This is a genomic window from Pseudomonas sp. SC11 (assembly GCF_047039205.1).
In the GTDB taxonomy this organism is placed as follows: Bacteria; Pseudomonadota; Gammaproteobacteria; order Pseudomonadales; family Pseudomonadaceae; genus Aquipseudomonas; species Aquipseudomonas boreofloridensis.
This window is the reverse complement of record NZ_CP178183.1, coordinates 5,098,667-5,117,887: the sequence shown is the minus strand read 5'-3', so window position 1 is coordinate 5,117,887 and position 19,221 is coordinate 5,098,667. Positions and strand designations below refer to the sequence as shown.

Annotated in this window: 13 protein-coding genes; 5 read left to right on the top strand and 8 right to left on the bottom strand. The window is 63.2% G+C overall.

What is annotated here, in order from left to right:
• Positions 1–124: 124 nt before the first annotated feature.
• The gene (gene glnA, locus ACK2SD_RS22765) at positions 125–1,531 is read right to left on the bottom strand and encodes a glutamate--ammonia ligase (RefSeq protein WP_039582672.1); all 1,407 of its coding nucleotides are present in this window, start codon (positions 1,529–1,531) and stop codon (positions 125–127) included.
• A gap of 427 nt (positions 1,532–1,958) precedes the next feature.
• Between glnA and thiI the strand changes: the two genes are divergently transcribed.
• Entirely contained in the window at positions 1,959–3,413 is a 1,455-nt protein-coding gene (gene thiI / locus ACK2SD_RS22760; protein WP_039582674.1) for a tRNA uracil 4-sulfurtransferase ThiI, read from the top strand.
• Between the two features lie 127 nt (positions 3,414–3,540).
• On the top strand, positions 3,541–5,361 hold the full coding sequence (gene typA / locus ACK2SD_RS22755; protein WP_039582676.1) for a translational GTPase TypA: 1,821 nt from the start codon (positions 3,541–3,543) through the stop codon (positions 5,359–5,361).
• Between the two features lie 104 nt (positions 5,362–5,465).
• Here typA and ACK2SD_RS22750 read toward each other — a convergent pair whose 3' ends face one another.
• The 6 genes from ACK2SD_RS22750 to ACK2SD_RS22725 all read right to left on the bottom strand — a co-directional run bounded on the left by ACK2SD_RS22750 (position 5,466) and on the right by ACK2SD_RS22725 (position 13,189).
• Positions 5,466–7,166 carry an acid phosphatase gene (locus ACK2SD_RS22750; RefSeq protein ID WP_412460904.1) on the bottom strand — a complete coding sequence of 567 codons (1,701 nt, stop codon included), beginning with the start codon at positions 7,164–7,166 and terminating at the stop codon, positions 5,466–5,468.
• 110 nt (positions 7,167–7,276) lie between these two features.
• Complete coding sequence (locus tag ACK2SD_RS22745; RefSeq protein ID WP_412462357.1) at positions 7,277–8,932, bottom strand: bifunctional metallophosphatase/5'-nucleotidase; 1,656 nt, start codon at positions 8,930–8,932, stop codon at positions 7,277–7,279.
• A gap of 98 nt (positions 8,933–9,030) precedes the next feature.
• Positions 9,031–9,678, bottom strand: a complete 648-nt coding sequence (locus ACK2SD_RS22740) for a MotA/TolQ/ExbB proton channel family protein (protein WP_029614707.1) — start codon at positions 9,676–9,678, stop codon at positions 9,031–9,033.
• A gap of 23 nt (positions 9,679–9,701) precedes the next feature.
• The gene (locus tag ACK2SD_RS22735) at positions 9,702–11,984 is read right to left on the bottom strand and encodes a TonB-dependent receptor (RefSeq protein WP_412460903.1); all 2,283 of its coding nucleotides are present in this window, start codon (positions 11,982–11,984) and stop codon (positions 9,702–9,704) included.
• 24 nt (positions 11,985–12,008) lie between these two features.
• Positions 12,009–12,785, bottom strand: a complete 777-nt coding sequence (locus tag ACK2SD_RS22730; protein ID WP_412460902.1) for an energy transducer TonB — start codon at positions 12,783–12,785, stop codon at positions 12,009–12,011.
• Positions 12,782–13,189, bottom strand: coding sequence for an ExbD/TolR family protein (locus ACK2SD_RS22725; protein ID WP_412460901.1), 408 nt, complete (start codon positions 13,187–13,189; stop codon positions 12,782–12,784). Before ACK2SD_RS22725 ends, ACK2SD_RS22730 begins: the two co-directional genes overlap by 4 nt.
• Positions 13,190–13,378: 189 nt before the next feature.
• On the opposite strand from ACK2SD_RS22725, the gene ACK2SD_RS22720 reads away from it, so the two are divergent.
• Positions 13,379–14,947, top strand: a complete 1,569-nt coding sequence (locus ACK2SD_RS22720; protein WP_412460900.1) for an alkaline phosphatase D family protein — start codon at positions 13,379–13,381, stop codon at positions 14,945–14,947.
• Positions 14,948–15,000: 53 nt separating this feature from the next.
• On the opposite strand, the gene ACK2SD_RS22715 is transcribed toward ACK2SD_RS22720, so the two are convergent.
• Positions 15,001–15,399, bottom strand: a complete 399-nt coding sequence (locus tag ACK2SD_RS22715; RefSeq protein WP_029614709.1) for a YkgJ family cysteine cluster protein — start codon at positions 15,397–15,399, stop codon at positions 15,001–15,003.
• Positions 15,400–15,584: 185 nt separating this feature from the next.
• Between ACK2SD_RS22715 and ACK2SD_RS22710 the strand changes: the two genes are divergently transcribed.
• Both ACK2SD_RS22710 and ACK2SD_RS22705 read left to right on the top strand, forming a co-directional pair.
• On the top strand, positions 15,585–18,035 hold the full coding sequence (locus ACK2SD_RS22710) for a glycogen/starch/alpha-glucan phosphorylase (RefSeq protein ID WP_412460899.1): 2,451 nt from the start codon (positions 15,585–15,587) through the stop codon (positions 18,033–18,035).
• A 173-nt stretch (positions 18,036–18,208) separates the two neighbouring features.
• Positions 18,209–19,219: a class 1 fructose-bisphosphatase gene (locus ACK2SD_RS22705; protein ID WP_039582689.1), complete on the top strand. Its 1,011-nt coding sequence runs from the start codon at positions 18,209–18,211 to the stop codon at positions 19,217–19,219.
• Positions 19,220–19,221: the final 2 nt, after the last annotated feature.

Sequence of the window (19,221 nt, the reverse complement as noted above, 5' to 3'; positions counted from 1 at the left end):
GAGTGTGGCCAATGCCCTTTTGTGTACCAGTAGGACGCGTCCGAACCGCGTGACCGTAAAAATACAAACGGCTTCCCGAGGGAAGCCGTTTGGGTTGATCGCTACGGCGCAAGCGCCGCAGTCATCAGACGCTGTAGTACAGGTCGTATTCCAGCGGGTGAACGAAGGTGCGTACCTTGATCTCTTCTTCGGACTTCAGCTCGATGTAGGCATCGATGAAGTCGTCGGAGAACACGCCGCCTTTGGTCAGGAAGGCACGGCCCTTGTCCAGCTCTTCCAGGGCTTCTTTCAAGCTACCGCAGACCTGCGGGATTTCCTTGGCCTCTTCAGGCGGCAGGTCGTACAGGTTCTTGTCGGCGGCATCGCCTGGGTGGATCTTGTTCTGGATACCGTCCAGGCCGGCCATCAGCAGGGCGGCGAAGCACAGGTACGGGTTGGCGGCCGGGTCCGGGAAGCGCGCTTCGATGCGGCGAGCTTTCGGGCTGGACACGTAAGGAATACGGATCGAGGCCGAACGGTTGCGGGCCGAGTAGGCCAGCATGACCGGCGCTTCGAAGCCAGGCACCAGACGCTTGTAGGAGTTGGTGGCCGGGTTGGTGAAGCCGTTCAGGGCCTTACCGTGCTTGATGATGCCGCCGATGAAGTACAGGGCGGTGTCGGACAGGCCGGCATAGCCTTCGCCGGAGAAGGTGTTCTTGCCGTCTTTGGAGATCGACATGTGCACGTGCATGCCCGAGCCGTTGTCGCCGTACAGAGGCTTGGGCATGAAGGTGGCGGTCTTGCCGTAGGCATCGGCGACGTTGTGCACGCAGTACTTCAGGGTCTGAACTTCGTCAGCCTTGGTGACCAGGGTGTTGAACTTCACGCCGATTTCGTTCTGACCGGCGGTAGCCACTTCGTGGTGGTGCACTTCGACGACCAGGCCCATTTCTTCCATGGCGTTGCACATGGCGGTACGAATTTCGTGGTCGTGGTCGCACGGCGGAACCGGGAAGTAACCGCCTTTGACGGCTGGGCGGTGGCCCTTGTTGCCGCCTTCGACGTCCTGGTCGGTCATCCAGGAGCCTTGCTCGGAGTAAATCTTGAACATCGAGCCGGAGATGTCCGACTTGAACTTGACCTGGTCGAAGATGAAGAACTCAGGCTCAGGGCCGACGAATACGGTGTCACCGATACCGGTGGACTTCAGGAACTCTTCGGCGCGCTTGGCGATGGCGCGTGGGTCGCGGTCGTAGCCTTGCATGGTGGAAGGTTCGATGACGTCGCAGACCAGGATCAGGGTCGGCTCTTCGGTGAACGGGTCGAGCACGGCGGACGAATCGTCCGGCAGCAGGATCATGTCGGAGGCTTCGATGCCTTTCCAGCCTTCGATGGAGGAGCCGTCGAACATCTTGCCGGCTTCGAAGAACTCATCATCCAGCGCATCGCGAGCCGGCATGGTGACGTGGTGCTGTTTGCCTTTGGTGTCCGTGAAACGCAGATCAATCCACTTGACGTCATGATCTTTGATGAGTTGAACCGACTTCGACATGTTGTCCTCCGGATGGTCTAGAGCGCGGTAGGCCGCTGCCCTGGAAAAAGGGTGTCGCCGGGCGCGGATAGTCGGCCAAGCTTACCTGCATCACAAGGGAGCAAATTGCATGCCAGTGCCCGAAAATGGCTAGGGCGGGATAAAAGGCGGCGTCCATAGGCATCTAAGGGCCCCCCGCAACGGCGATATGCACCTAAAGAAGGCGTCATTCGTTGGTAATGCACTGATATGGTGCGTCAGTGGGGCGAGCGTGCTTTGTTTGGGGGCTGCGGCGATTCATCAGCCATCAGACCGCTAAAAGCACTGTCAGACCGCCACGCGGCACCTATCTGTAAACCTCTGATCAAAAGTTGCTCAAATCTCTACCTGTTTCCGCTATAATTCGCGCCCCTCATTTTCGGCAGGCTCCGCGCGCGCTGTTAACCCAATGAAACTTATCGTCAAAGTCTTCCCAGAGATCACCATCAAGAGCCGGCCGGTGCGCAAGCGCTTCATCCGCCAGCTCGGCAAGAACATCCGCAACGTGCTCAAGGATCTGGATCCGGAGCTCGTGGTCAACGGTGTCTGGGACAATCTCGAAGTGGTCACCCGCCTCGAGGACGAGAAGATTCAGCGCGAGATGATCGAGCGCCTGACCTGCACCCCGGGGATCACCCACTTCCTGCAAGTGCAGGAGTATCCGCTGGGCGACTTCGACGACATCGTCGAAAAATGCAGGCAGCACTACGGTCATCTGCTGGCCGGCAAACGCTTCTCCGTGCGCTGCAAGCGCGGGGGGCACCACGATTTCACCTCGATGGACGTCGACCGCTACGTCGGTAGCCAGTTGCGCCAGCAGTGCGGCGCGGCCGGTATCGACCTCAAGCGTCCGGAAGTAGTGGTGCGCCTGGAGATCCGCGACCAGCGCCTGTTCGTCATCCACAGTCAGCACGACGGTATCGGCGGCTACCCGCTGGGCGCGCTGGAGCAGACGCTGGTGTTGATGTCCGGTGGCTTCGACTCCACCGTGGCGGCCTACCAGATGATGCGCCGCGGCCTGATGACCCATTTCTGCTTCTTCAACCTCGGCGGTCGCGCCCACGAGCTGGGGGTGATGGAAGTCGCTCACTTCCTGTGGAAGAAGTACGGCAGCAGCCAGCGCGTGCTGTTCATCAGCGTGCCGTTCGAAGAAGTGGTCGGCGAGATCCTCGGCAAGGTCGACAACAGCTACATGGGCGTCACCCTCAAGCGCATGATGCTGCGCGCCGCCGCGCGCATGGCCGAGCGTTTGCAGATCGATGCCCTGGTCACCGGCGAGGCGATTTCCCAGGTGTCGAGCCAGACCCTGCCGAACCTGGCGATCATCGACTCGGCCACCGACAAGCTGGTGCTGCGCCCGCTGTTGGCCAGCCACAAGCAGGACATCATCGACACCGCCTACCAGATCGGCACCGCCGATTTCGCCAAGCACATGCCCGAGTACTGCGGCGTGATTTCGGTGAACCCGACCACCCATGCCAAGCGTCACCGCATGGAGCACGAAGAGAAGCAGTTCGAGATGGCCGTGCTCGAACGCGCCATCGAGCGCGCCCGGTTCATCTCCATCGACCATGTGATCGACGAGCTGGGCAAGGACATCGAGGTCGAGGAAGTGGCGCAGGCGATGCCTGGCCAGATCGTCGTCGATATCCGCCACCCCGATGCCCAGGAAGACGAGCCGCTGGTGCTCGACGGCATCGAGGTGCAGGTCATGCCGTTCTATGCCATCAACAGCAAGTTCAAGCACCTGGACGACACGCGCCAGTACTTGCTGTATTGCGACAAGGGTGTGATGAGCCGTTTGCACGCACACCATCTGCTCAGTGAGGGACATGCCAATGTGCGTGTTTATCGTCCGGCATAAGACGCCAGGGCTGTATGGCGGCAGCATCCGCCATCGCCCTCCCGACCCACGGGCCCGCTGAGTCTGCTTTCGTACATATTCGCCGCCTACACTGGCGGCCACCGAATCCTCTGCACGAGATACAGTTGTGATCGAAAATCTGCGTAACATCGCCATCATCGCCCACGTTGACCATGGTAAAACCACCCTGGTCGACAAACTCCTGCGCCAGTCCGGCACCCTGGAACGTAACGAGCTCAACGACGAGCGCGTCATGGACTCCAACGACCAGGAAAAAGAGCGCGGCATCACCATTCTGGCGAAGAACACCGCCATCAACTGGAATGGCTACCACATCAACATCGTCGACACCCCCGGCCACGCCGACTTCGGTGGTGAGGTCGAGCGTGTGATGTCGATGGTCGACTCGGTGCTGCTGCTGGTCGACGCCCAGGACGGCCCGATGCCGCAAACCCGCTTCGTGACCAAGAAGGCCTTCGAAGCCGGTCTGAAGCCGATCGTCGTGATCAACAAGGTCGACCGTCCGGGCGCGCGTCCTGACTGGGTCCTGGACCAGATCTTCGACCTGTTCGACAACCTCGGCGCCACCGACGACCAGCTGGACTTCCAAGTGGTCTACGCCTCGGCCCTGAACGGCATCGCCGGCCTGGACCACACCGCCATGGCCGAAGACATGACCCCGCTGTACCAGTCGATCGTCGACAACGTACCTGCGCCTTCGGTCGACCGTGACGGTCCGTTCCAGATGCAAATCTCGGCACTGGACTACAACAGCTTCCTCGGCGTCATCGGCGTTGGCCGTATCGCCCGCGGTCGCGTCAAGCCGAACACTCCGGTGGTCGCCATCGACACCGACGGCAAGAAGCGCAACGGCCGTATCCTCAAGCTGATGGGTCACCACGGTCTGCACCGTGTGGACGTCGAAGAAGCCCAGGCCGGCGACATCGTCTGCATCAGCGGTTTCGACGAGCTGTTCATCTCCGACACCCTGTGCGCACCGGACGCGGTCGAAGCGATGAAGCCGCTGACCGTCGACGAGCCCACCGTTTCGATGACCTTCCAGGTCAACGACTCGCCGTTCTGCGGCAAGGAAGGCAAGTTCGTCACCAGCCGTAACATCAAGGACCGTCTGGACAAGGAGCTGCTGTACAACGTAGCCCTGCGCGTTCAAGAGACCGACTCCCCGGACAAGTTCAAAGTCTCCGGCCGTGGCGAACTGCACCTGTCGGTACTGATCGAAACCATGCGCCGTGAAGGCTTCGAGATGGCCGTGGGCCGTCCTGAAGTGATCATCCGCGAAGTGGACGGCGTCAAGCAGGAACCGTTCGAGAACGTCACCATCGACATCCCTGAAGAATCCCAGGGCAAGGTCATGGAAGAGATGGGCCTGCGTAAGGGCGACCTGACCAACATGGTGCCGGATGGCAAAGGCCGTGTGCGTCTGGAGTACAACATTCCAGCCCGTGGTCTGATCGGTTTCCGTAACCAGTTCCTGACCCTGACCAACGGCGCAGGCATCCTGACCTCGATCTTCGACCGCTACGACACCATGAAGTCGGGCCAGATGTCCGGTCGTCTGAACGGCGTCCTGGTGTCGGTCGAAACCGGCAAGGCTCTCACCTACTCGCTGGAAACCCTGCAGGCGCGCGGCAAGCTGTTCGTCGAGCACGGCCAGGAGATCTACAACGGTCAGATCATCGGTCTGAACAGCCGTGACAACGACCTGGGCGTGAACCCGACCAAGGGCAAGAAACTGGACAACATGCGTGCTTCGGGCAAAGACGAAGTCATCGCCCTGGTTCCGCCGGTTCGCCACACCCTCGAGCAGGCCCTGGAATTCATCCAGGACGACGAGCTGTGCGAAGTGACGCCGAAGTCGATCCGTCTGCGCAAGAAGATCCTGGACGAAGGCGAGCGTACCCGCGCTGCCAAGAAAGCCAAGAACTGAGTGAGCGCTGGCTGAATGAAAACGCCCCCGGTCGAAAGGCCGGGGGCGTTTTTTTTAGCGGCAAGCGGTAAGCGGCAAGTGTGCGGTGGGCTCGCTTGAGTGAGCTAGGCGCCGAACTGCAAGGCGTTGGTCAGATCGCCCATGGGCTGCTGACCGCGAGCGATCATCGCCTCGTCGCGGTGCTTGAGACCTTCGAGGGTTTCCAGTTTGAACACCCGCGTGATGAAGCGCAGGATCGAGCCAGTGTCGTACACGGTGTGGTCGACCGTGCCTTTACGGGCGAAGGGCGAGACCACCAGCGCCGGAATCCGTGAGCCAGGGCCCCATCTGTCGCCTGCCGGCGGGGCGACGTGGTCCCACCAGCCGCCGTTTTCATCGACGGTGACGATCACCACCATGTCGTTCCATTGCGGGCTTTCTCGCAGCACCTTCAACACGCGGTTGATATGCCGGTCGCCGGACGCGACATCGGCATAGCCGGCGTGCATGTTGAGATTGCCTTGGGGCTTGTAGAAGGTCACCGCAGGCAGCGTCCCGGCTTGCGCGTCACGTAGAAACAGATTGGTGGCCGGCGTGTCGCCCAGCCCTGCGTCGCGCAGTCTTCGCGTGCGCTCGGCGGGATTGTCCGGTCCCTGCTGCTGGAAGTAATTGAACGGCTGGTGATGGAACTGGAAATTGGGGATCTTCGGAATGCCGCCCGAATCCTTGAATTGCTCCAGGGTGGCTTGCCAGGCGCCCGCGTACCACGCCCAGTCCACGTTCTTTTTGGACAGCTTGTCGCCAATGTGTTCGTGCGTCTGCGCGACCATGACATTGGGCAATCCGGATTTGGAGTAGTCCGGGCGTTCTGGATCGCGTATCCATGTGGGCCAGTAGGGCGGCGCCAGGGTGTTCACGCCGTAGCCATCGGGTGTCAGGGCGCTGGGGCCAAACTGTGGAGGGCCGTCCATGGCGCTGGCAGGCGAGGTGGGAAGCGGCTTGAGGCGCGGGTCGGTCGGGTCGTCGGACTGCAGCGTGGCGATCTGCGACTTGGCGACCGAGTTCAGCGCATCTGGGTAGTAGGGCGGTCTGGCCGCCACCAGGTAGTGGTGATTGAGGAACGAGCCGCCGAAAGCACCCTGGAAGAAGTTGTCACAGAGCACGAACTCCTTGGCGACATCCCATAAGCGCAGCTCGTAGCGCGACTGCGCATAGTGGCCCATCACCAGGCCGCCTGAGTCACCCCAGGCGACGAACCCGTCGTTCTTGCCCCCGTTTATCTGCATCTGGTTCTGGTAGAACACATGCCACAAGTCGCGGGTCACGAGACTGAACGGCAGGTCTTCGCCCTGTGGACCCTTCAGTGCGAAAGGTGCGTTGGGCACGTTGTCCTGAAACGCCTGCCCGGTGGGGTAAGTCACGCCATCCACGGTCTGAGGCCCGACGTGCAGCACCCCTCCCCAGGGTGCTGGCAGCGAGGGTAACGCGCTGCCATCTCGGTCGAGCTGGCGATAATCGGCTGGCGCCAGCGACGACAGCGGCTTCTGCAACCCGGGGAAGTCCGCGAACAGGTTGTTGAAGCTGCGGTTCTCGGCATAGATCACCACGACGGTCTTGACCTGCCGTTGCAGCGCCTCGTCCAGTTCCACCGCGCCCAGCGGCGGGCGGCTGGGCGCCGTGCGTGGCTTCTCGGTGTCCTCGCAAGCGCCCAGGGTTAGGCCGACCCCCAGCAGTGCGGCGCCGCCGATGAAGCGTCTACGGTTGGGGTCTTGCGGCGAAGGGCTTGGTGTCACGCCATCGCGTTTGTCTTTGGGGGTGTCTGTCATGCTGGTGATTACCTGAGGTCTGCACGTGTCCACGATCTACTGGGCAGAGTAGCGAGCGCAGATGACTGAAAAAAAACACGGGTCACTGCACGCCAGTGACCCGCTCGCGATCAGTTCTTGCGCACGATCCGCCCGGCGCTGTGCGTGGCACCGACGGGGATCGCTTGTTGCTCGCGGTCGCGCAGATAGGCCAGCATCGCATCCAGGTCGATCCGCTTGCTGTCGACCACGTTCGTGCCTTGCTTGAACACCGAGAAGCGCTCCGCGCCTGCCGCCAGGAACGAGTTGGCGACGATGCGATAGCGCGTGTTCATGTCCACCGCTCGCCCCTCCAGGCGCAGGCTGCCGGGTACCACGTAGCTGCCGGCTGGACGTTTGGCGTCCCATTGGTAACTGAACCCCTGGGAAATCTGCAGTATGTTGCTGTCGCTGGCGCCGAACTGCTGGTTGAGCAAGGCCAGCAATTGTTCGCCCGTCAGGTCCATCAACACCAGGGTATTGCCGAAGGGCTGCACGCTGGCGACTTGCGCATAGGTCAGGCCCTTGCCAGGGGACTGTTGCAGATCGGCGCGAATGCCGCCGACATTCATGAAGGCGATCTGCGCGCCCCACTGGCGGGTCATGGCCAGTTGCGAATCGGCGACCAAGTCGCCTAGTGGAGACTCACCGTTGCGCTCCTGGCGCTCGCTCACCAGGGGCACGGCGATGCGCCCGGCCGGCGCCTCGAGCACCGCTGCGCTACGCGCCTCAACCTCTTGCTCAAGGGCGGCGAGTTTGGCGTTCTGTGGATAACGCTGAGGATCGGCCAGCAAGTTGCGCGCGGTGACAGCGGTCACCGCATGGGTGCCGGGCGTGACACGCAGGGTCAACTGCGTCAGCAGGTGGCCGTAAGAGCCGCCTTGGCTGACCGACAATTTACCCACCTTGCACAGGTAGCCCTGGTGCGTATGGGCGGTGAGCAGTGCGTCCACCGCCGGATCCAGGCGCTGCGCCACCTCGACGATGTCGCCCTTGAGCTGGCTGCAATCGCTTTGGTCGAACGCTTCTGGCGTACTGCCGCCCTGGTGCACCATGGCGACGATGGCGTTCACGCCTTGGGCCTTGAGATCAGGGATCACACGGTTGATCGCTTCGGCTTCGTCGCTGGCCTGCAATCCTTGCATGCCCTTGGCACTGACCACCTGCGCCACATCGCGCAACACCGCGCCGACGAAGGCGATCTTCACCCCACGGCGCTCCTCGATGCGGTAGGCCGCGAACAGCGGCTTGCCGGTATCGGTGTCGACGAGGTTGGCAGCGATGTACGGGTAACCGCCACCGGCGAAATCAGGCCGGAAGGTGCAGGCCTGTTGCGGTCGATGGGATTGGCAGCCGCCGTTGATCTGTCGCAGCAGTTCGGCTTTGCCGTTGTCCAGTTCGTGATTGCCCACGGTGCTGAACAGCAGCCCCATGTCGCGCAAGGCTTCGAGCGTGGGTTCATCGGCCCACATCGCCGAAATGGCCGGGCTGCCGCCGATCAGATCGCCATTACCGACGAACAGCAATTGCGGGTCTTTGGCGCGCAGTTGGTCGAGCATGCCGCCCAAGGTGGCGATCCCTCCGGCGGCGAGGCTGTGCTCGGCGCCGCTGGCATCCTTGTAGCGCCAGGGATTGGCCTGAAGGTAGCCGTGCAGGTCGTTGATGGCGACGATGTTGATCTCCACCGGCTCGCTCGGTGCGACGCTGGGCGTCTGGCTGCAGGCGGCCAGCGCCGCGCACGCCAGCATCGCCGCCAGGCCGCGAGCGTGATGCAGGGCAGTGGACAGGCGCAGTTTTCTGTCGGACGAAGTAAAGGCTTTCACGTGTGAACTCTCGTAGTCCGGCCTCAGGCCGTGCGGTAGTGCGGTGCCTGCACGGGCGTCAGCTCGGCGGGCGCCGTCACCCGAGCACCCATGGAGGCACGGATCAGCAGCATCTTGAGCTGGTCGTTGATGCGCTCCAGGCGATCCTGGAACAGGTTGTGGAAGACCACGCAGAACAGGGCGATGGCGATGCCCAGGCCGGTGGCGTAGAGCGCTGTGCCGATGCCGGCGGAAATCTGCCCTGGGTCGGACACACCGGCGCTGGCCAGTGCCTTGAAGGTGTCGATGATGCCCAGGATGGTGCCAAGCAGTCCGAGCAGCGGGGCCGCCGTGACGATGGTCTCGACGATCCACAAGCTGCGCGCCAGGGGCGCCCGGGAAGCGAGATACTGGGTTTCGACGACGTCGTCCAGGTCCTTGCGGCTGCCACCAGCGTGTTTCTGCTTGAGCACTTCCCGGACCATGTCCATGGGCAGGCTCTTGCGTGCGGTCACCTCTTCGCTCAAGCCGCGTTCGTTCTGCACGGCCGGGGTGAGTTGCGCCAGCAGCCGGGCAGCCTGCTTGCGTACGTAGGCGAAATACAGCGAGCGTTCGATGATGATGAACACGGCGATCGCCAGCGCGCCGTACATTACATAGAAGGTCACATCGTGCATCAGGTCGGTGTTCATGAAAGGCTCCGCTTGAGGTTGCGTCAGAAGTTGGCTTCGAGGGCGACGGTCACGGTGCGCTCCACGCCTACGATGTAGGCCGGGTCGCCGTCGCGGAAACCGCTGTAGGTGGCCGAGTTGGTCTTGGTGGTGTAGACGCCGTCGAGGTATTTCTTGTCGAACAGGTTGTCGACGTTCAGGCGCAGCATCGCGCTCTTGAACACACGCTTGTCGACCGGCAAGTAGACGCCGGCGCCGAGGTTGAAGACCACGCGGCCGGGGATGCTCTCGTCGTTGGTCAGGTCGCCATACAACTTGCTGGTGAGCTTGCCGCCGAAGGTGCCGTAGTAGCGGCCGTTGTCGTAGCCGATGTTGGCGGCGAGCATGTGTTCGGGCACGTTGGCGAACTGCTTGTCGGCGGTCGGCAGGGTGATCGCAGCACCTTTGTTGAACACTTGCAGGTCGTCTTTCTGCTTGGAGCGGGTGTAGGTGTACGAGGTGTAGTAGTTGAAGTCATGCGGCAGCAGGCCGCTCCACTCCAGTTCCAGGCCGTAGTTGTCCACGGCGCCGGCATTGATGTCGGCAGCGTCGCCATTGATGTCCTTGGACGACACCTGGCGGTTCTTGAACTGCATGTAGAACAGGCTCGCCGACAGGGTCATGTCCGGCTCGACGAAACGCCAGCCTAGCTCGTGGTTCCAGCTGGTTTCAGGCTTCAGCCCGATGGACTCGGGCGAGTTGTCGTACAGCGCGTAGTTCTGCGGGATGCGCATGTTGCGCGACACGCTGTAGAACACCTGGTTGCGGTCGTCGACCTGGTACTTCAGGCCCGCGTTGGGCAGGAACTTGTTGTAGGTCTGGTTGCGGTCCACGGGCGCTTCGGTGAGGCTGCCGTGGTTGTGGCCCTTGCGCTCCACATTCATGAACGACAGGCCGGCGTTGAGGGTCCAGTCGCTGTTGATGTACCAGGTGTCCTGGGCCCAGATCTTCTGCGCCGGGGTTTCGGTGAAGCGGTTGCGGCCCTGGACGATCTGGCCATTGGCGTCGGTCACGCGGTGGCTGTCCGGCCAGATGCTGTCGGGCTTGCCGGCGGTATCGATGCCGATGAAGGGCTGGGTCTGGCGCTGACGCGCATCCTCGAACCAGTAGCCCAATTGCAGGCTGTGTTCGCCCAGGTCCCAGTTCAGCTTGGTGGTGATGCCTGGGCGCCAGGTCTGGGTGCGTGACAAGCGATAGTAGACACCGCTGTTGGGCGTGCCGTCGGCATTGTAGGTGGCGGCCGAGGCCAGGTTGCTCAGGTCGTACACGCCGCTGGCGCTTGAGCCGCTGTTGAGCGCGGAGGTGGAACTGCCGCCACCACCGCCATTGCCGTAGTAGTAATACGGGATGACGTCCATGGAGACGTTGTCGGCGAGTTTGAAGTGGGTGTTGAACACCGCCGTGAAGGTTTCGAACGGGTTCTGCGCCAAGCCGTAGTAGCTGGTGATCTTGCCGCTGCCGTTGCGCGCGGCCACCGAAGGGTAGGGGTCGTAGCGGCGCCCGAACTGGGTGTACTGGCTCTTGGTCAGCTGGCTGTAGCTGTTGTTTTCCTGCTTGTGGTACTTGAGGATCAGGTTGGCCGTATTGCCCTCGCCGGCGTCGAAGAAGCTGTTCCATTCCACCTTGTTGGCGCGCACCGCCCCGTCGCCGCGCCACTTGTCACCCTCTTCGTGCGACACCGACAGCCAGTTGCTCAGGCCGTTGATCTCACCGGTATTGAGGCGCGCGAAGGTCTTGCGGGTTGCGTTGCTGCCGATGCTTTGCTTGACGAAGGCACCGGTTTCCTTGGTCGGGCGAAGGGTCACCAGGCCGATGTTGCCGCCACTGGAGCCGATGTGCGGGCCGTCGGCTTCCGAGGCGCCCTGGGTGACGAAGATCTGTTCGATGTTCTCCGCGTCGCCCAGCAGGTTGGAGTACAGCGCATAGTTGCCCGAGTCGTTGATCGGCATGCCATCGACGCTCATGCCGACCTGATCGGAGTTCATGCCGCGCATGGTGAAGCGAAAGCCCGACAGGCCGGTGGCGTCTTCACTGGAGATGTTCAGGCCGGGGGTGTACTTGAGCTTGTCGACGGCGTTGCCGGTGGCGGTCTGCTTGTCCAGTGCTTCTTTGGTCACGGTCGAGCGGGATTTGGCGCTGTCCTCGGGGACCATGTAGCCCCCGCCCTGGGTGGCCTTGCCTTCGACCTTGATGGCGCCGATGTCGGACTCGGTGCTGTCGGCGGCATAAGCCATGCCGTGGGCGAGGCCGGCCGTCATCAGGGCGAGGGTGAGCTTGCTGAACTTCATCACGGGTTTCCTGTGTATCGGTGCCTATTGCACGCGGTAGTTGAAGGTGGCGGTGAAGCGGTGCTGGGATTTGCCGCCGAAGGCCTGCTCCGGGAACGGTTTGACTTGCTTGATGCGCTTGAGGCTGGTGGTGGCGGCGCGGTTGAGCAGCATGCTCGAAGCCGGTGTTTCGATACCCGAGTCGAGGACGTTGCCGGCGCGATCCACCAGCATCCACACCACCACATCGCCGGTGGGTCGTTCGAGGGCCGCCTGGCGGCCGGTGGGGTATTGCTTGAACCGCTCCATGTCGCTGCGCAGGCCCTGCATGTAGCCGCCTTCGAGTGCGGCGACATCGACCTTGGGCGCGGCAGGTGCCGGGGGCGCTGGCTTGGCCGGTTCAGCGGCCGGGCGCACCGGGGCACTGGCCACGGGCGTCGGCTGTGGCTGTGGCTGTGGCACTGGCTTGGGCGCGGCTTTGGCGACGACAGGCTTGGGGGTTGGCTTGGGCTTCGGCGCAGGCTTGGGCACGGGCTTGGGCACGACCGGTTCGGGCGGCGGCAGGGCGGCCTCGGGTTGTTCTTCCACAGGGGGCGGCGGCGGTGGCGTTTCCACCGGCGGCGGTGGGGGCTCGGTGACCGCAGGCGCAGGCTCTTCGGGCGGCGCGGGCTCGACCAGCGCCACCTCGACTGCCGATTCGTCGTACACCGGTTCGATCTTCAACGGCTTGGTATTGACCGCCACCAGGATCGCGGCGATGGCCGCCACGGCCGGTACGGCGCCCAGCCATTGGCGGCCGCGATAGAGGAAATAAAGTGTCATGGCTTGCGGGTAGCGATGGAGATGGAGGTAAAACCGCCTGCGCGCAGGGTGTCCATGACCTCGACCAGCCGCGCCACCTCGACGCCCTTGTCGCTGTTGACGATGATCACGGTCTTGGCGTCAGGCTTCTCCAGGCCCTTCAGGGCCGGCACCAGTGCGTCCACGCTGGTCGCCTGGCCATCGAGCTGCAGCTCGCCATTCAGGCCCAGGGTGAGAATGGACTTGTTCTGCGGCTTGAGCTGCTGCGCGGTGCTGGCGCTGGGCAACTGGGTCTTCATGCCCAGCGCCGGAATCACGTTCAGGCTGATCAGTACAAAGAACACCAGCAGGAACATCATCACGTCGATCATGGGGATCAGTTCGATGTGTGCCTTGCGCTTGGTTGGCTCGTCCCAGGCTCTCATGAAGCCTCCTCGTCTCGATTGGAGGGGCGACACTAGCAACCAATAATGAACAAAAAATGACCAGCCTTTGAAGATTGAAAAGGCTCTAGGACGGGCTTTTTGACGGTCCCATTAACTTTTTTGTGATGTCATGAAATGGACTTGCGCGGCTGCCATCCTGCGCCGATTTGATCAGGCGGACAGATTTTCATGGGCACTGAATCCGGCCTCCCGGACCTTGGCAGACGACGCCTCCTCACCGGCCTGGCAGTCGGCGGCAGCTTGGCGCTGGTCGGTCCCTACGCCCGTGCAGTCGGCATCGAGTACCCCTTCACGCTGGGCGTGGCCAGTGGTGATCCACTGCCCGATGGCTTCGTGATCTGGACCCGCCTGGCGCCGGTTGGTCGATTGCAGCCCGAGCGCCAGGTTCCAGTGCGCTGGACCGTCGCCACCGATGAAGGCATGCGCCAGGTGGTGCGTCGCGGCGAGGCGCTGGCCCAGGGCGGCTTGGCGCATTCGGTGCATGTGGAGGTGTCCGGCCTGCAGCCTGGGCGGCCCTACTGGTACCGCTTCGAAGCCTTGGGTGAGCAGAGTCCTGTCGGACGATCACGCACCGCGCCTGCCGCCGACAGCCTGGCTCCGGCACATTTCGGGTTTGCCTCGTGCTCGCATTATGAGTTGGGCTATTTCAGCGCCTATCGGCACCTGGCGCAGGAGCAGGCAGACCTGGTGTTCTTCCTGGGCGACTACATCTACGAAGGCTCCAACGCCGCCGGCTCAGCCAAGATCGTCCGTGCCCACGACGTGGCCGAGGCCAGCGACCTGGCCGGGTATCGCGCGCGCTATACGCAATACAAGCGCGATCCCGACCTGCAAGCGCTGCATGCCAGCGCGCCCTGTGTGGCGACCTGGGATGATCACGAGGTGCAGAACGACTACGCCAACCGCTGGTCGCAGGACGCTGGCGTCAGCCCGCACGCCTTCCTGCGTCGCCGCGCGGCGGCCTATCAGGCGTTCTATGAGCACATGCCGCTGCGTCGCAGCAGCGTGCCGCGCGGCGCCGACATGCGCGTCTACCGCCGCATCGATTTCGGTCAGCTTGCGCGCTTCCATGTGCTCGATGGCCGCCAGTACCGCAGCGAACAGCCCTGCCTTCCAGCCAACGGCAGCCATCGCGGGCATGTCGCCGCGCTCGACTGCGCGGACCTGTCAGACCCCCGTCGGACGATGCTCGGCTGGAAGCAGGAGGCCTGGCTGCAGGACGGGCTGGCGCGGTCCCGAGCCCGCTGGAACGTCATCGCCCAGGATTTGCTGGTGGCGCCGATGCTGCAACGCGCTGCCGACACCCAGGCGCTGGGTCACTGGACCGACGGCTGGGACGGCTATGCGGCTTCACGCCAACGGGTGCTCACCGCGATCGACCAGACGAAGGCGCTCAACCCGGTCTTCTGGGGCGGGGATATCCATTCGTTCTGGACCACCGATCTGCACCTGGACAGCCAGGACCCTGCCTCGAAGGTGGTTGCCACCGAATTCGTCGGCACCTCGGTGACCTCCGACGGCCCGCCCTATGAAGCGTTCAACGCCGTGCTGCCGCTCAATCCGCACGTGAAGTTCTTCGACAGCCGCCAGCGCGGCTATGTCTCGGTGACCTTGGAGCCGCGACAAATGACAACGCGCTTCCAGGTGATTTCAGAGCGCCGCGATCCCGCAGCGACGATCTCCACGTTGAGGCGCTTCGTCGTCGAAGACGGCCGCGCAGGCGCCCAGTCCGGCTGAGACACCGCTACGACGCCCTGATTGCTCTTTCTTGCCGCTTGCCGCTCACAACTTCAAACTTTCTTCGGCTTGTAGGCGCAATACCCCGGCCGTGGTCCGACCTTGGGGTGGTTGCGGCAGGTGTCCGGGCGCTTGTCATAAATGGTGCACAGCCGGCTCTTGCGGTCCAGATAGAGGCAGTCGTCGTTGCTCATGCGGGTGAGGGTGAAAATCCCCGACTTCTGATTGAAGCGTTCGATGATGCCGTCTTTCTGCAGGCGCTTAGCGACGTTCTTCGGCGGCTCGTCCTTTTCGAATTCGTCCACCACGCCGATGCGGATCAAGTCCTTGATCTTCACTTCCACCGGCAGCGTGCAGCAGGTCGAGTGGCAGCCCCCGCACATGTGGCTGGCATAGCGTTGCCAGGTTTCCAGGCGGTCGACTTCGGCGGCGGCAATCAGGGTCGGTTTCATCGTTTTCGGGCGGATCTGGGGCTGAGGGCGCGCGATCATACCGGAGTTGTACAAATTATGTACAACCTTTTGCCGGACACCCCGGCTAGGCATGAAAACTGCGAACCGTCATGTCAACGCCCTGTCGAAGGGTCTAGTCTCATCACTCTCCCTTGCGTATTCGTCAACTTGCCCGAGGATGCCCGATGTCTCAGGAACCCAAAGCGCGTGACGCCGAGGTGGCTGCTTTTCGCACCGCTGTACTGGACAAACTGACCTACGCGGTCGGCAAGGATCCGGAGCACGCCTTCGACCACGACTGGTTCGAAGCCATCGCCCTGGCCGCACGCGATCACATGGTCGATCACTGGATGGATCACACGCGCCAGGCTTACCGGCGCAGTCAGAAGCGGGTCTATTACCTCTCCCTGGAATTTCTCATCGGTCGCCTGCTGTACGACAGCCTGAGCAACCTGGGCTATCTGGAGATCGCTCGCGAAGCCCTGGAAGGCCTGGACGTGGACCTGGAGCGCATCCGTCTGCTGGAGCCCGACGCGGCGCTGGGCAACGGTGGCCTGGGGCGGCTGGCCGCCTGCTTCATGGAGAGCATGTCGACCCTCGGCATCGCTGCCCATGGCTATGGCATCCGCTACGAACACGGGTTGTTCCGCCAGGCCATCGTCGATGGCTGGCAGCAGGAGCAGACCGAGAACTGGCTGGATTTCGGCAACCCCTGGGAGTTCGAGCGCGCCGAGGTGATCTACCCGATCAGTTTCGGCGGCAGCGTCGAGACCCTGCATGACGCCCACGGCGTGGCGCGTCAGGTGTGGACCCCCGGCGAGACCGTGCGCGCGGTGGCCTACGACACGCCGGTGGTGGGCTGGCGCGGCTCCAGCGTCAACACCCTGCGCCTGTGGCGGGCGCGGGCGCTGGAAGAGCTGCACCTGGAGCGCTTCAACGCCGGCGACCACCTGGGCGCGGTGGCCGAGGTGGCCCGCGCCGAGAGCATCTCGCGGGTGCTGTACCCGGCCGACAGCACCGAAGCGGGGCAGGAACTGCGCTTGCGCCAGGAGTACTTCTTCGTCTCCGCCTCGCTGCAGGACCTGCTGCGCCGTCACCTGAACATGCACCAGAACCTGCTCAACCTGCCGGATGCGGCCGCGATCCAGCTCAACGACACGCACCCGTCGATCGCCGTGGCCGAGCTGATGCGCCTGCTGGTGGACCAGCACGAGATCCCGTGGGACACCGCCTGGGAGCTGACCGTCGGCACCTTGGCCTACACCAACCACACGCTGCTGCCCGAGGCGCTGGAGACCTGGCCGGTGGCGCTGATGGAGCGCATGCTGCCGCGGCACATGCAGATCATCTACCTGATCAACGCGTACCACATCGATGCGCTGCGCGCCAAAGGGCAGCATGACTTCGACGTGCTGCGCGCGGTGTCGCTGATCGAGGAAGACAACGGCCGGCGCGTGCGCATGGGCAACCTGGCGTTCCTCGGTTCGCACAGCGTCAATGGGGTGTCGGCGCTGCACAGCCAATTGATGAAGAGCACGGTGTTCGCCGAACTGCACAAGCTCTACCCGCAGCGCATCAACAACAAGACCAATGGCATCACCTTCCGCCGCTGGCTGTACCAGGCCAACCCGCCGCTCACGGCCATGCTGGTCGAGGCGCTGGGCGCCGGGCTGCTGGACGACCCGCAAGGCGGGCTCAAGGCGCTGGAACCGTTCGCCGAAAAGAACACCTTCCGTAAACAGTTCGCGGCACAGCGTCTGCACAGCAAGCGCGCCCTGGCCAGCATCATCCAGGACCGGGTCGGCGTCACGGTCAATCCCGAGGCGCTGTTCGATGTGCAGGTCAAGCGCATCCACGAGTACAAGCGCCAGTTGCTCAACCTGCTGCACACCGTGGCGCTGTACCAGGCCATGCGCAACGATCCCGGCACCCAGTGGGCGCCGCGGGTGAAGATCTTCGCCGGCAAGGCGGCGGCCAGTTATCACCAGGCCAAGCTGATCATCAAGCTGACCAACGACATCGCCCGGGTGGTCAACAACGACCCGACCGTGCGCGGCCTGCTCAAGGTGGTGTTCCTGCCCAACTACAACGTCAGCCTGGCCGAGAGCATCATTCCGGCGGCGGACCTCTCCGAGCAGATCTCCACGGCCGGCTACGAGGCGTCCGGCACCAGCAACATGAAGTTCGCCCTCAATGGCGCGCTGACCATCGGCACGCTCGATGGCGCCAACGTCGAGATGTGCGAGCAGTTGGGCGCGGAGAACATGTTCATCTTCGGCCTGACCGCGCAGCAGGTGGAAGCGCGCAAGCGCGCCGGCGACTTCGGCGCCACGGCGGCGATCGACGCCTCCGGGCGCCTGGGCGATGTGTTGCAGGCCATTCGCAGCGGGGTGTTCTCGCCGGACGATCCGGGGCGCTACGCCGGGCTGATCGACGGTCTGATCGCCTACGACCGCTTCCTGGTCTGCGCCGACTTCGACGCCTACTGGGATGCCCAGCAGCGCGTCGAGGAGCTGTGGCACGCGCCGCAGGACTGGTGGCGCATGGCGGTGCTCAACACCGCGCGCATGGGCTGGTTCTCCTCGGACCGGACCATTCGCGAGTACGCGACCGAGATCTGGAAAGCCTTGGATTGAGCTCAGGCCGCGCCGGTGAACCTGCATCTGTCGGCAGCAGGATCACCGGCACGGCTGAACTCCCGACCTTATTCGTCGTCTCACTGCCCAGCCCCACCTCGACGCTCGCTAGGGCGCAGCTCTCCCTGTAAACTGCGAGGGTTTTTACCCCCTCTTCCTTTTCGGAGCCATACATGTCCCGCGTTACCCTGAGTCGCTATCTGATTGAGCAGACCCGCAGCAACAACACTCCTGCCGATCTGCGCTTCCTGATCGAAGTGGTGGCGCGCGCGTGCAAGGAAATCAGCCACCACGTGTCCAAAGGCGCCCTGGGTGGCGTGCTGGGCAGCATGGGCACCGAAAACGTGCAAGGCGAAGTGCAGAAGAAGCTCGACGTCATTTCCAACGACATCCTGCTGGAGGCCAACGAGTGGGGCGGCCACCTGGCCGGCATGGCGTCCGAGGAAATGGACAACGCCTACCAGATTCCGGGCCGTTATCCCAAAGGCGCCTACCTGCTGGTCTTCGACCCGCTGGACGGTTCGTCGAACATCGACGTCAACGTCTCGGTCGGCACCATCTTCTCGGTACTGCGCTGCCCGAACGAGTACCTGAGCCAGAACGAAACCCTGAACGAGAACGCCTTCCTGCAGCCAGGCACCGAGCAGGTCGCCGCCGGTTATGCCATCTACGGCCCGCAGACCATGCTGATCCTCACCCTGGGCAACGGCGTCAAGGGCTTCACCCTGGACCGCGAGCTGGGCAGCTTCGTGCTCACCCACGAAAACATCTGCGTGCCGGAAACCACCGCCGAGTTCGCCATCAACATGTCCAACCAGCGTCACTGGGAAGCCCCGGTCAAGCGCTACGTCGACGAGCTGCTGGCCGGTGAGACCGGTCCGCTGCAGAAGAACTACAACATGCGCTGGATCGCTTCGATGGTGGCGGACGTGCACCGCATCCTCACCCGTGGCGGCCTGTTCATGTACCCGCGCGACGCTCGCGAGCCGAGCAAGCCGGGCAAGCTGCGCCTGATGTACGAAGCCAACCCGATGTCCTTCATCATCGAACAGGCCGGCGGCGCATCGACCAACGGTTACGAGCGCATCCTCGACATCAAGCCGGAGAGCCTGCACCAGCGCGTGTCGGTCATCCTCGGCTCGAAGCAAGAGGTCGAGCGCGTCACCGCCTATCACAAGGAGTAAGA